This window comes from Rhizobium metallidurans (assembly GCF_014196505.1).
Lineage (GTDB): Bacteria > Pseudomonadota > Alphaproteobacteria > Rhizobiales > Rhizobiaceae > Rhizobium > Rhizobium metallidurans.
The window spans coordinates 18,140-31,055 of the sequence record NZ_JACIDW010000005.1; the positions used below are offsets into that span (position 1 = coordinate 18,140).

The following is a 12,916-nucleotide window of genomic DNA, read 5'->3' on the forward strand; positions in this document are numbered from 1 at the left end:
AAGAGGCCATCGTGTTGCAACAACCGAAGCATCGGCTGAACGTCACCGGTCTTGCTGAGGCGGCCGAACTCCTCAAGCGCGCCGACCGCATCGTCATCTTCGGCTCATCAGGTGGCGGCAAGAGCACGCTGGCGCAGAAGCTCGCGCGGATACTCGGCGTCCGCTACGTCTCCATGGACCGCGAGGTGTTCTGGCTTTCAGGATGGGTGGGCAGGCCGAGGCCGGAGCAGCGCGAGATCATCGCCAGGATCGTCGCCGAGGAGCGCTGGATCATCGATGGCAACAACCCGAGGACGCTCGATCTCAGGCTGCCGCGCGCCGATGTGATCTTGTGGGTGAGGGTGTCGCGCTGGCTCTGCCTGTGGAGCATCTTCAAGCGCGGCATCGTCCATCGTGGCAGGACGCGCCCCGACATGGCGCCTGGATGCACGGAAAAGTGGCCGGACCGGGAGTTCATCTCCTATGTCTGGAATTTCGAGAGGGACGATGTACCCGATTTCATGGAAGGCATCCGCCTGCATGGGCCTGACGTCCCGCTCGTCGAATTGAGGAGCAGGGCGCAGATGGGACAACTGCTTCAGCGCCTCGAAGCCATCGGCTAGGATGACAGCCTGATTCGGTCTTTGCTTGCGGGAGGGGAAGACATGCCGAATTACGTCACCGATATCACCACTGCCGCGGACCTCGTCAGCCGCGCCGACCGCATTCTCGTGATCGGCTGCTCTGGCGGCGGCAAGACCACGCTGTCGAGACGCCTCGGCGCGCGGCTCGGCGTGCGACACATATCCATGGACCGCGACTTCTATTGGCTGCCGGGCTGGGTGAAGCGACCCAAGGCCGAGGAGCGCGAGATGATCGCGGCCGCTGTTGCAGAGGAGCGGTGGCTGATGGACGGCACCGGCGCCTCGACCTTCGATCTCAGGATGCCGCGCACCGATATGGTGCTCTGGGTGCGGCTGCCGCGCTGGCGCTGTCTTCTCGGTGTCACCACAAGGTGGCTTGCCTGGCGGGGCAGGGCGCGGCCGGAAATGGCGCCGGGTTGCCCGGAAAGACTGGATGGCGAGTTCCTGACCTACATCTGGAATTTCGAGCGACGGTGGGCGCCGCTCATCATCGCGGGGATCGAGCGACACAAGCCCGAAGTGCCCGTCCTTCAGTTGAAATCGCACCGGGAAATGCGCCGCCTTCTTGATCTTCTCGGCGCGCCCGCTTAACTGCGGCTCATGCCTCAGTTCGAAACGCACCGCCCCGTCCCGCATTCCGCAGACCAGATGTTCGATCTCGTTGCCGATGTCGATAAATACCCGCAATTCCTGCCGCTATGCGAAGGGCTTGCGATCCGCAGCCGCAAGGAGCGCGATGGCAAGGTTCTGCTCGTCGCCGACATGACGGTTGGTTACAAGGCGATCCGCGAGACTTTCACGACGCAGGTGCTGCTCAACAAGGCCGAGCGCGTCATCGACGTCAAATACATCGACGGCCCCTTTAAGTATCTCGACAATCGCTGGCGCTTCGAGGACACCCCGTCGGGCTCCAACGTGCATTTCTTCATCGACTACGAGTTCAAGAGCCGCATCCTCGGCGCCCTGATGGGCTCGATGTTCGACCGCGCCTTCCGGATGTTCACCGAAGCCTTCGAAACGCGCGCCGGCAAGATCTACAGCTGAGCGAAACTCATCGCGGCCCGAGCTGCCGGATCATCGCCAGCGCCGTCCTGACGGTGGCGAGACGAACCGCGCCACGACCGATATCGCCATAAAGCATCTTGTTGTGAATGAGGTCACCGTTGCGTGACTTGGCGGCGAGATGCACGAGGCCAACAGGCTTTTCCGCCGATCCGCCGCCTGGGCCGGCAATACCCGTGACCGCGACGGCGATCGACGCGCGCGAGCGGAAGAGGGCACCATGCACCATCTGCCGCGCCGTCTCCTCTGACACCGCGCCGAAACGCGCAAGCGTCGCTTCCTGAACGCCCAGCATCTCCATCTTCGCGGTGTTCGTATAGGTGACGAAACCCCGGTCGACGACCGCCGACGAGCCAGCAATTTCCGTGAGCGCGCCGGCGATCAGCCCGCCGGTGCATGATTCCGCCGTCGATACCATCAATCCCGCCGCTCCGAATGTCCTGATAATGGCTTCGGCCTCGGACAGGATATCGGCGAGATAGAGGCTCATTGGCTGATCTCCTGATAGACGACGGTGGCGGTCGCGATGGCGGCGATCCCCTCGCGGCGGCCGACGAAGCCGATCGTCTCGTTGGTCGTCGCCTTGACCGAGCAACGGTCGATCGAAATGCCGAGGAATTCCGAAAGCATGGCGCGCATCGTGTCGCGGTGCGGCCCGACCTTCGGTGCTTCCGCGATCAGCGTCACGTCGGCGTTCATGACGGTGCCGCCGCGCTCGCGCACGATCTTGGCCGCATGCTCGATGAAGATACGCGACGGCGCGCCCTTCCATTGCGGGTCCGATGGCGGGAAGTGATCGCCGATATCGCCGGCGCCGCAGGTAGCAAGCAGCGCGTCCGTCAGCGCATGCAGCGCCACGTCGGCATCCGAATGGCCCTTGAGCTTCTGGTCGTGCGGAATGAACACGCCGCACAGCGTCACGCCGTCACCGGCCTCGAGCTGGTGCACGTCGTAGCCGTTGCCGGTGCGCACATCGGGAAGGCGTGTGCTGGAAAGTCTCTGGTCGGCCATTGCGATATCGCGCCTCACTGTCAGTTTTACATTGTCGGCCATGCCCTCGACGATGGTCACGGGGTGGCCTGCCCATTCGGCGATCGCCGCGTCGTCGGAAAAGTCGTTGCGATCTGCGGCGGCCGCCTGCGCATGCGCGGCAAGAATGATGCCGAAATCGAAGGATTGCGGTGTCTGCGCCGCATGGAGCTGCGCGCGGGGCACTGTCTCGACCACGATGCCGGATTGATCGGCACGCTTCAGCGTATCGGCAACCGGCATGGCCGGCAGCACGGCAGGCGCGCCCTCAGCCAGCGTGGCCATCACGCGGTCGAGCAGGTCGTGATCGAAGAACGGCCGCACGGCGTCGTGGATCATGACATGGGTGATCCCCTTGTCCTGCAGGTGCCGAAGCCCTGCGAGCACCGATTGCTGGCGCGTCGAGCCGCCATGCACAGTGGCGATCGGCAGCCTGAACGCGACACCAGCGGTTGCCTTCGCAAACAGGGCCTCGTCATCGGCGTGAATCACGGCGACGATCTCGGTGGCTTGAGGCCATGTCGCGAAAACTTCGAGCGTATGGGCAATGACGGGCCGATCACCGATGCGGCGATATTGCTTCGGGCCTTCGACGGATGCGCCGGCGCGCTCGCCCCGGCCAGCGGCCACAACAATGATTCCGATGGATATCGGTTGCTTTTGATGCATTTGCGGCATAAATCCCCGAAAAGCAGAATTTCTGGAGGTGCTCTAACGGCTTGGCGCACCGAATTCCAGCATCTGCCCGAAAAATATCAATTCGGGCACTTCCCCCTTGGCAAGTCTTTTAAATCTGTCTAAAAATAGTGCACCTGCTTAGCGTGCCTGAAAGATAATCAGTTGTCTGACATACACCTCGCATCTCCTTTGTGCATCGGAACCGTTGCGGTGCGCAACCGTATCGTGCTGGCGCCCATGTCTGGCGTCACCGATATGCCGTTCCGGCAATTGGCCTGGCGCCATGGCGCGGGACTGGTGGTGACCGAGATGGTCGCAAGCCGCGAGCTCGTCAACGACACCGAGCAATCCTGGGCGCGGCTGAAGACCGCGGGCTTCAATCCGCACATGGTGCAGCTTGCCGGTCGTGAAGCGCACTGGATGGCGGAGGGCGCGAAGATCGCCGCCGCGCACGGTGCCGATATCATCGATATCAACATGGGTTGCCCGGCCAAGAAGGTGATCGGCGGCTATTCCGGCTCGGCGCTGATGCGCGATCCGGATCACGCGCTCGGCCTCATCGAGGCGACGGTCAAGGCGGTCGATGTTCCCGTCACGCTGAAGATGCGGCTTGGCTGGGACGAGAATTCGATCAACGCCCCCGAAATCGCAAAGCGTGCCCAGGAGGCCGGCGTCCAGCTGGTGACGATCCACGGCCGTACGCGTATGCAGTTTTACGAGGGACACGCCGATTGGGACGCGATCCGCGCCGTCCGCGATGTCCTCACCATCCCGCTTGTCGCCAATGGCGACGTCGAAACGGTCGAGGACGCCCATGAAATCCTGCGCCGCTCGGGCGCCGACGCCGTGATGATCGGCCGTGGCTGCCAGGGGCGTCCGTGGCATGCCGGCGTGCTCGCCGGCGCCGATGCGCCCCAGCCTTGGGAAATCGCCGATATCGCCGTCGAACATTATCGCATGATGCTCGATTTTTACGGTGAAGCGGTCGGCGTTCGTCATGCGCGTAAGCATCTCGGGTGGTATATGGAGCGCTTCGCACCGTCGGTGTCGGCAAACGACAAGGCGGCGATCATGACCGCGCGCGATCCTCGCGAGGTCTCGCAGCGATTCCACGATGCCCTGGTCGCGGCGGCGGACAATACAGATGCCCGGGAGGCCGCATGACAAACGACGCGTCGCTATCATCTGCCCATGCCGGCAGTGCCGTCGCCATGGCCGTTCTCAACGCCATCCAGAACCCCGTCATCATGGTCGATGATGCCGGATTGGTCGCCTTTGCCAACTGGGAGGCGGAAGCATTCTTCGGGGCAAGCGCCTCGCATCTGGCGCGATACAAGATCTCGACCTTCATTCCCTTCGGCAGCCCGCTTCTCGCGCTGATCGATCAGGTGCGCGAGCGCCGGGCGCCGATCAACGAGTATCGCGTCGATCTGAGCTCGCCGAGGCTCGGCCAGGACAAGCTCGTCGATATCTACGTCGCGCCGGTGACGAGCGAGCCGGGCTCCGTCGTCATCGTCTTCCAGGAACGCTCGATGGCGGACAAGATCGATAGGCAGTTGACGCACCGCGCCGCCGCCCGTTCGGTCACCGGTCTTGCCTCGATGCTGGCGCACGAGATCAAGAACCCGCTGTCGGGCATTCGCGGCGCCGCCCAGCTGCTCGAGCACTCGGCGACCGACGATGACCGCGCGCTGACAAGGCTGATCTGCGACGAGACCGACCGGATCGTTTCGCTGGTCGACCGCATGGAGGTCTTCTCCGACGAGCGCCCCGTCGACCGTGTGCCCGTGAACATCCATTCCGTGCTCGATCATGTGAAGGCGGTGGCCAGGGCAGGCTTTGCGCGTCACATCAAGATCACCGAGAACTACGACCCCTCGTTGCCGTCGGTCTACGCCAACCGCGACCAACTGGTGCAGGTCTTCCTCAACCTCGTCAAGAATGCCGCCGAGGCGATCGGCGACCGGCCGGATGGCGAAGTCGTGCTGACGACCGCCTATCGTCCCGGCATCCGCCTCTCGGTCGCGGGAACGCGCGAGAAGATCTCGCTGCCGCTGGAGTTCTGCGTGCAGGACAACGGTCCGGGCGTGCCGGCGGACCTGCTGCCGCACCTGTTCGACCCGTTCATCACCACCAAGACCAATGGCAGCGGCCTCGGCCTCGCGCTGGTCGCCAAGATCATCGGTGATCATGGCGGCATCATCGAATGCGACAGCCAGGCCAACAAAACCACATTCCGCGTGCTCATGCCTGCCTCCAAGGACGCATCGCTTGAGGACGCAACCATAACCTCCACAGGACCCTCTCGATGACAGCAACGATCCTCGTCGCGGATGATGATGCGGCAATTCGTACGGTGCTTAATCAGGCCTTGAGCCGCGCCGGATATGACGTGCGTATCACCTCGAACGCGGCCACCCTGTGGCGCTGGGTTTCGGCCGGCGAGGGCGACCTCGTGGTCACCGACGTCGTCATGCCCGACGAGAATGCCTTCGACCTGCTTCCGCGCATCAAGAAGGCCCGTCCGGATCTCCCCGTGCTGGTCATGAGCGCGCAGAACACGTTCATGACGGCGATCAAGGCCTCGGAGAAGGGCGCCTACGACTATCTCCCCAAGCCCTTCGATCTGACCGAGCTGATCGGCATCATCGGCCGGGCGCTGTCGGAGCCGAAGCGCAAGCCGGCCAAGGTCGAGGACGACGTGCAGGACGGCATGCCGCTGGTTGGCCGTTCGGCCGCCATGCAGGAAATCTACCGCGTCCTGGCGCGTCTGATGCTGACCGACCTGACGCTGATGATCACCGGCGAATCCGGCACCGGCAAGGAGCTCGTCGCCCGCGCGCTGCACGATTACGGCAAGCGCCGCAACGGCCCCTTCGTCGCCATCAACATGGCCGCGATCCCGCGCGACCTGATCGAATCCGAGCTGTTCGGCCATGAGAAGGGTGCCTTCACCGGTGCGCAGACCCGCTCCACCGGCCGCTTCGAGCAGGCCGAGGGCGGCACGCTGTTCCTTGACGAAATCGGCGACATGCCGATGGATGCGCAGACGCGCCTGCTGCGCGTGCTGCAGCAGGGCGAATACACCACCGTCGGCGGCCGCACCCCGATCCGCACCGACGTGCGCATCGTTGCCGCCACCAACAAGGATCTGAAGCAGGCGATCAACCAGGGCCTCTTCCGCGAGGATTTGTACTACCGCCTCAACGTCGTGCCGCTGCGCCTGCCGCCGCTGCGCGACCGCGCCGAGGACATCCCGGATCTCGTCCGTCACTTCATCCAGCAGGCGGAGAAGGAAGGCCTCGGCACCAAGCGTTTTGATCAGGAAGCGCTCGATCTGATGAAGGCCTATGCCTGGCCGGGCAACGTGCGCGAGCTGGAGAACCTGATCCGCCGCCTGATGGCACTTTATCCACAGGATGTGATCACCCGCGAGATCATCGAGTCCGAACTCCGTTCCGACGTGCCCGACAGCCCGATCGAGAAGGGTCCGATCCGCAATGGCAACATGACCATTGCCCAGGCCGTCGAGGAAAACATGCGGTCCTATTTCGCGACTTTCGGCGACAATCTGCCGCCTCCGGGCCTTTATGACCGCGTTTTGACCGAGATGGAGTATCCGCTGATCCTTGCTGCGCTGACGGCGACGCGCGGCAATCAGATCAAGGCCGCCGATCTGCTCGGTCTCAACCGCAATACGCTGCGCAAGAAGATCCGCGAACTCGGCGTATCGGTCTACAGAAGCTCTCGCACCGCTTGAAGCCGCATGGCTTGACCCTGCACGGCTTGACAATGTGACGCGATGCGTTGCATTTTCGCCACATTGCGTTGCCAATAAGTCACGCAAGGGGTTTGTGTTCCTGCGGTCAGTTCTGCGTCCGATGATCCGGCTCGACGATGCACGAGCGGGAGATCGAGCGCGGTCTTTCACCCTGACCCAAGGACGGCGGTGAAATACGTTTCACCGCGTGGAGAGTTAAACGAATGAACGAGGATGCGTTGCCGCCGGCGGCGGATGGCGAAGCAGTTACCACGGTAACGGATCGCCGCGCGCTGTTTGCTCTGCCCGGTCTGGTCCTTGCCGGGGGCGCGCTTCTCTGCGCCACGATGACGCTCTTCGTGCTGCTCGGCCTGACGCCGATCGCGCCGACGTCGCCCGTCGTCATCACCTCGGTCGTCGTCAATTCCTTCTTCGTGCTTGGTCTGATGGCGCTGATCGGCCGCGAGGTCTCGCGGCTGTTGAAGGCGCGCAAGCGCGGTCGCGCCGCCGCACGGCTGCATATACGCATTGTCGTCCTGTTCTCGATCGTGGCGATCACGCCCGCCATCCTCGTCGCTCTCTTCGCCAGTATCACGCTGAACGCCGGTCTCGACCGCTGGTTCGCGCTGAGGACGCAATCGATCGTCAGTTCCTCCCGCAATATCGGGCAGGCCTACATGATGGAGAATGCGAGCTATCTGCAGGGCCAGACGGTCTCCATGGCAAACGACCTGGAGCGCAATCGCCAGCTGTTCAATCTGGATCGCACCGGCTTCGCCGAGCTGATGACACGCCAGGCGAGGGGACGCGGCCTGCTCGGCGCGTTCCTGGTGCAGGCGGATGGTACTGTTATCACGCAGGCCGACATCAAGACCGAGAAGCCGTTGCCGGCGATCCCGCAGGACGCGCTGAACAAGGCCTCGGCCGGCCAGCCGACGCTGATCCCGCCAGGTGTCACCAATCTTGTCGGCGCCATCATCCGGCTGGAATCGATCGACAGCGCCTTCCTCTATACGGTACGCGCGGTGGACCCGAAGGTCATGACCGCGATGCGGATGATGGAGGAGAACGCCACCGAGTATAAGTCGATGGAGGCGGGGCGCTTCTCGCTGCAGATCGCCTTCGCCATCCTCTACGTCGGCTTCGCGCTGATCGTATTGCTTGCGGCCATCTGGACCGCGATCGCCGTCGCCGACCGTATCGTCCGGCCGATCCGCCTGCTAATCACCGCCGCGGATAGCGTCGCGTCCGGCAACATGGACATCGTCGTGCCCGTGCACGCCGTCGATGGCGACGTCGCCAACCTGTCGCGTACCTTCAACAAGATGATCTCCGAGATCCGCACCCAGCGCGACGAGATCCTCGAAGCCAAGGACGAGGTGGACGACCGCCGCCGCTTCATCGAAGCCGTGCTGTCGGGCGTGACCGCCGCCGTCATCGGCGTCGAGCACGATCGCCGCGTCACCATCGTCAACAGTTCGGCCGAGACGCTGATGGCGCTCGATGCAGGTGACATGCTCGGCAAGCAGCTCTCCGAAATCGCCCCAGAGGTGGACCAGGTTCTGACCGAGGCGGCCTCGCGCTATCGCGGCGATTTCCGCAAGCAGATCGCGCTCGTGCGCGCCGGCACCGTGCGCACGCTGAGCGTCCAGGTGACGCGCGAGGAAGTGCGCGACATGAGCGAATCCTACGTCATCACGCTCGACGACATCACCGACCTCGTCATCGCACAGCGCTCAACCGCCTGGGGCGACGTGGCGCGCCGTATCGCTCACGAGATCAAGAACCCGCTCACCCCCATCCAGCTGTCGGCCGAACGCATCCAGCGTCGCTACGGCAAGCAGATCAACCAGGACGATCGCGGCGTCTTCGATCAGTGCACCGAGACGATCATCCGCCAGGTCGGCGATATCGGCCGCATGGTCGACGAGTTCTCCTCTTTCGCGCGTATGCCCAAGCCCACCAAGGAGCCGAGCGATCTGCGCAAGATCCTGCACGACGCCGTCTTCCTGCGCGAGATGGGCAACAGCCATGTCGAGTTCCTGCAGGAGTTCGGCGATGCGCCGCTCGAAGGACAATTCGACAGCCGCATGCTGGGCCAGGCCTTCGGCAACCTCATCAAGAACGCGGTTGAGGCGATCGAGGGCGTGCCGGCCGGCGAACGCGAGGAACGCAAGGTGCTGGTGCGCGCATCGCTCGATCAGCCGCGTGACCGCTTCACCGTCGATATCATCGACAATGGTCGCGGTCTGCCTGTCGAGAACCGGCACAGCATTCTGGAACCGTATATGACGATGCGCGAGAAAGGGACCGGTCTCGGCCTCGCCATCGTGAAGAAGATTATTGAAGAACATGGCGGGCAGCTCGAACTGCATGACGCACCCGCTGATTTTGACCAGGGAAGAGGGGCCATGATCCGCGTGCATCTGCCGCGCCTGGAGCAGACGCCCGCCGCCTCGGCCGCAAGTGACAAGGAAAATGCATATGGCCTCTGACATTCTGGTCGTCGACGACGAACACGACATCCGCGAGATCGTCTCCGGCATTCTCTCCGACGAGGGCCACGAGACCCGCACCGCGCACGACAGCGACAGCGCCCTGGCTGCGATTTCCGACCGCGCGCCGCGGCTGATCTTCCTCGATATCTGGATGCAGGGCAGCAAGCTCGACGGTCTGGCGCTGCTGGATGAGGTCAAGGCGCGCCATCCCGACATTCCCGTCGTCATGATTTCCGGCCACGGCAACGTCGAGACCGCCGTTTCCGCCATCAAGCGCGGCGCCTTCGATTTCATCGAGAAGCCCTTCAAGGCCGATCGCCTGATCCTGATCGCCGAGCGTGCGCTGGAAAACTCCAAGCTCAAGCGCGAAGTCTCCGAATTGAAGCGCAAGGCCGGCGATCCGGTAGAGCTGATCGGCACGTCCGTTGCCGTCTCGCAGCTGCGCCAGACGATCGAGAAGGTCTCGCCGACCAACAGCCGCATCATGATCCTCGGCTCCTCCGGCTCCGGCAAGGAGCTGGTCGCGCGAATGATCCACAAGAAGTCGTCGCGCGCGAGTGGCCCGTTCGTGGCCATCAACGCCGCCAACATCACGCCCGACCGCATGGAAGTGGCGCTCTTCGGGACCGAGGGTTCGCCCGGTCAGGCCCGCAAGATCGGCGCGCTCGAGGAAGCCCATCGCGGCATTCTCTATCTCGACGAAGTCGGCGAAATGCCGCGCGAGACGCAGAACAAGATCCTGCGCGTGCTCGTCGATCAGCAGTTCGAGCGCGTGGGCGGCTCCAAGCGGGTGAAGGTCGACGTGCGCATTGTCTCGTCCACCGCCTATAATCTGGAAAGCCGCATTGCCGAAGGCTGGTTCCGCGAGGATCTCTATCACCGCCTTGCCGTGGTGCCGGTCAAGGTGCCGTCCTTGGCCGAGCGTCGCGAGGATATCCCGTTCCTCGTCGATCAGTTGATGCGCCAGATCTCCGAACAGGCCGGCATTCGCCCGCGCCGCATCGGCGACGACGCCATGGCGGTGCTGCAGGCGCACGACTGGCCGGGCAATATCCGCCAGCTGCGCAACAACATCGAGCGCCTGATGATTCTCGCCCGGTCCGACGGCCCGGATGCGCCGATCACCGCCGAGATGCTGCCGACCGACCTTGGCGACATGCTGCCCAAGGTATCGGCGAAGAACGACTACCACATCATGACGCTGCCGCTGCGCGAAGCGCGCGAGATGTTCGAGAAGGATTATCTCATCGCCCAGATCAATCGATTCGGCGGCAATATCTCGCGCACCGCCGAGTTTGTCGGCATGGAGCGCTCGGCATTGCACCGCAAGTTGAAGTCGCTCGGCGTCTGACGACAGGTGTGATCGGTAGCCGGCGTGCGTTTGTGGTCGGCGGGCAGGGTGCTGGCGGCGCTTGGCGGCGATCCGGCGTCCATAAAATTAGACGGGCCTTTTTCGCCGTTGCGGAAAAGATTGCGATTTGATACCAAGGGCTTTCCGGGCAGCAGGGATGAGGGTTGTCGGCTGCCTGATGGAAAAATAAGAAGTATTTTACCGGCACGTGAAGGCCGGCAATAAAGAAAGAATCGGCGCGATGGCGGAACGTTCTCAAAACCTGCAGGACTTATTTCTCAATACTGTTCGCAAGCAAAAGATTTCCCTGACTATATTTCTGATTAACGGTGTGAAGCTGACCGGCGTTGTTACGTCGTTCGACAACTTCTGCGTTCTGCTGCGCCGTGACGGCCATTCGCAACTCGTGTATAAGCACGCGATCTCGACCATCATGCCCGGCCAGCCGATGCAGATGTTCGAAAGCGAAGAATCCGCTTCCTGACAGGACAGACGTCATCTCGACACGCGATACCAAGAATGATTCGATCATCCCGGAAGCCATGAAGCACCGGGATGACATGCGCGCGACCGTCGTCGTGCCCGTGCTCAAGCAGGCACGCGGCAGCCGAGGCGGTGCCGACACCGTCACCACGACCCGCACGCCGGAAAGTCGCCTCGAGGAGGCGACGGGCCTGGCGCAGGCGATCGATCTCGATGTGGTCAAGGGCACCATCGTCGCCGTCAGCGAGCCGCGTCCGGCGACGCTGATGGGCACCGGCAAGATCCAGGAGATCAAGGACAGCCTTGACGAGACCGATTCCGGCCTCGTCATCGTCGATCATCCGCTGACGCCGGTTCAGCAGCGCAATCTCGAGAAGGAATGGAACGCCAAGGTCATCGACCGCACGGGCCTCATTCTTGAAATCTTCGGCCGCCGCGCCTCCACCAAGGAAGGCACGCTGCAGGTCGATCTCGCCCATCTCAACTACCAGAAGGGCCGGCTGGTTCGCAGCTGGACCCACCTTGAGCGCCAGCGCGGTGGCGGTGGATTCATGGGTGGTCCGGGTGAAACCCAGATCGAAGCCGACCGCCGCATGCTGCAGGACCGCATCATCAAGCTCGAGCGCGAGCTTGAACAGGTGGTCCGTACCCGCCAGCTACATCGCGCCAAGCGCCGCAAGGTGCCGCATCCGATCGTGGCGCTGGTCGGCTACACCAACGCCGGCAAGTCGACGCTGTTCAACCGCATCACCGGCGCCGGCGTGCTCGCCGAAGACATGCTGTTCGCGACGCTCGATCCGACGCTGCGCCGCATGAAGCTGCCGCATGGCCGCACCGTCATCCTGTCGGATACCGTCGGCTTCATCTCCGACCTCCCGACCCACCTCGTCGCCGCCTTCCGCGCGACGCTGGAAGAGGTGCTCGAAGCCGATCTCGTTCTGCATGTCCGCGACATGGCTGACGACGACAACCAGGCGCAAAGCGCCGACGTTCTGCGCATCCTGAAGGATCTCGGCATCGACGAGGCCGAGGGCGAGAAGCGCATCATCGAGGTCTGGAACAAGATCGACCGCCTCGAGCCGGAAAACCACGAAGCGATCGTCCAGAAGGCCGAAGGCGCGCGCAATGTCGTGGCGGTCTCCGCCGTGACGGGCGAGGGCGTCGATGCGCTGATGGAAGAAATCAGCCGCAGGCTGTCCGGCGTGTTGACGGAGACGACCGTCGTGCTCCCGGTCGACAAACTGGCCTTGCTGCCATGGCTTTACGATCACGCTATCGTCGACAGCCGCGAAGACAACGAAGACGGATCGGTGACGCTCGATCTCAGACTGTCTGAAACGGAAGCCGTCGAACTCGAGCGCCGGCTTGGCAATACGGCAAGGCCGAAAGAAGACTGGGAGCGCTGATCAGGCGCCCCGTTCTCTATGTGTCG

General features: G+C 63.3%; 12 protein-coding genes. 10 read left to right on the top strand and 2 right to left on the bottom strand.

Annotated elements, in window-relative coordinates; translation table 11 throughout:
• Positions 1 to 14: 14 nt before the first annotated feature.
• The 3 genes from GGQ67_RS10670 to GGQ67_RS10680 are packed head-to-tail and all read left to right on the top strand — an operon-like array spanning position 15 to position 1,667.
• Positions 15 to 602 (top strand): P-loop NTPase family protein, encoded by a 588-nt coding sequence (locus GGQ67_RS10670; protein ID WP_183900327.1) that lies wholly within the window; start codon positions 15 to 17, stop codon positions 600 to 602.
• A gap of 42 nt (positions 603 to 644) precedes the next feature.
• Positions 645 to 1,214 carry an AAA family ATPase gene (locus GGQ67_RS10675; RefSeq protein WP_183900154.1) on the top strand — a complete coding sequence of 190 codons (570 nt, stop codon included), beginning with the start codon at positions 645 to 647 and terminating at the stop codon, positions 1,212 to 1,214.
• 9 nt (positions 1,215 to 1,223) lie between these two features.
• Positions 1,224 to 1,667, top strand: a complete 444-nt coding sequence (locus GGQ67_RS10680; protein ID WP_183900155.1) for a type II toxin-antitoxin system RatA family toxin — start codon at positions 1,224 to 1,226, stop codon at positions 1,665 to 1,667.
• Between the two features lie 7 nt (positions 1,668 to 1,674).
• Here GGQ67_RS10680 and GGQ67_RS10685 read toward each other — a convergent pair whose 3' ends face one another.
• Both GGQ67_RS10685 and GGQ67_RS10690 read right to left on the bottom strand, forming a co-directional pair.
• A complete protein-coding gene (locus GGQ67_RS10685) occupies positions 1,675 to 2,175 on the bottom strand; it encodes a CinA family protein (RefSeq protein WP_183900156.1) in 501 nt (166 codons plus the stop codon).
• The gene (locus tag GGQ67_RS10690; protein WP_183900157.1) at positions 2,172 to 3,392 is read right to left on the bottom strand and encodes a bifunctional 2-C-methyl-D-erythritol 4-phosphate cytidylyltransferase/2-C-methyl-D-erythritol 2,4-cyclodiphosphate synthase; all 1,221 of its coding nucleotides are present in this window, start codon (positions 3,390 to 3,392) and stop codon (positions 2,172 to 2,174) included. The genes GGQ67_RS10685 and GGQ67_RS10690 overlap by 4 nt, the downstream gene beginning before the upstream one ends.
• 147 nt (positions 3,393 to 3,539) lie before the next feature.
• On the opposite strand from GGQ67_RS10690, the gene dusB reads away from it, so the two are divergent.
• From dusB to hflX, 7 genes are all read left to right on the top strand, one after another.
• Complete coding sequence (gene dusB / locus GGQ67_RS10695) at positions 3,540 to 4,556, top strand: tRNA dihydrouridine synthase DusB (protein WP_183900328.1); 1,017 nt, start codon at positions 3,540 to 3,542, stop codon at positions 4,554 to 4,556.
• Complete coding sequence (locus GGQ67_RS10700; protein WP_183900158.1) at positions 4,553 to 5,704, top strand: two-component system sensor histidine kinase NtrB; 1,152 nt, start codon at positions 4,553 to 4,555, stop codon at positions 5,702 to 5,704. Before dusB ends, GGQ67_RS10700 begins: the two co-directional genes overlap by 4 nt.
• On the top strand, positions 5,701 to 7,152 hold the full coding sequence (gene ntrC, locus GGQ67_RS10705) for a nitrogen regulation protein NR(I) (protein ID WP_112433760.1): 1,452 nt from the start codon (positions 5,701 to 5,703) through the stop codon (positions 7,150 to 7,152). The genes GGQ67_RS10700 and ntrC overlap by 4 nt, the downstream gene beginning before the upstream one ends.
• A 224-nt stretch (positions 7,153 to 7,376) precedes the next feature.
• Positions 7,377 to 9,647 (top strand): sensor histidine kinase NtrY-like, encoded by a 2,271-nt coding sequence (locus GGQ67_RS10710; RefSeq protein ID WP_183900159.1) that lies wholly within the window; start codon positions 7,377 to 7,379, stop codon positions 9,645 to 9,647.
• Entirely contained in the window at positions 9,637 to 11,001 is a 1,365-nt protein-coding gene (gene ntrX, locus GGQ67_RS10715; protein ID WP_018899970.1) for a nitrogen assimilation response regulator NtrX, read from the top strand. Before GGQ67_RS10710 ends, ntrX begins: the two co-directional genes overlap by 11 nt.
• Positions 11,002 to 11,242: 241 nt before the next feature.
• Entirely contained in the window at positions 11,243 to 11,485 is a 243-nt protein-coding gene (gene hfq, locus GGQ67_RS10720; RefSeq protein WP_018325164.1) for an RNA chaperone Hfq, read from the top strand.
• 76 nt (positions 11,486 to 11,561) lie between these two features.
• Positions 11,562 to 12,890: a GTPase HflX gene (hflX, locus tag GGQ67_RS10725; RefSeq protein WP_183900329.1), complete on the top strand. Its 1,329-nt coding sequence runs from the start codon at positions 11,562 to 11,564 to the stop codon at positions 12,888 to 12,890.
• Positions 12,891 to 12,916: the final 26 nt, after the last annotated feature.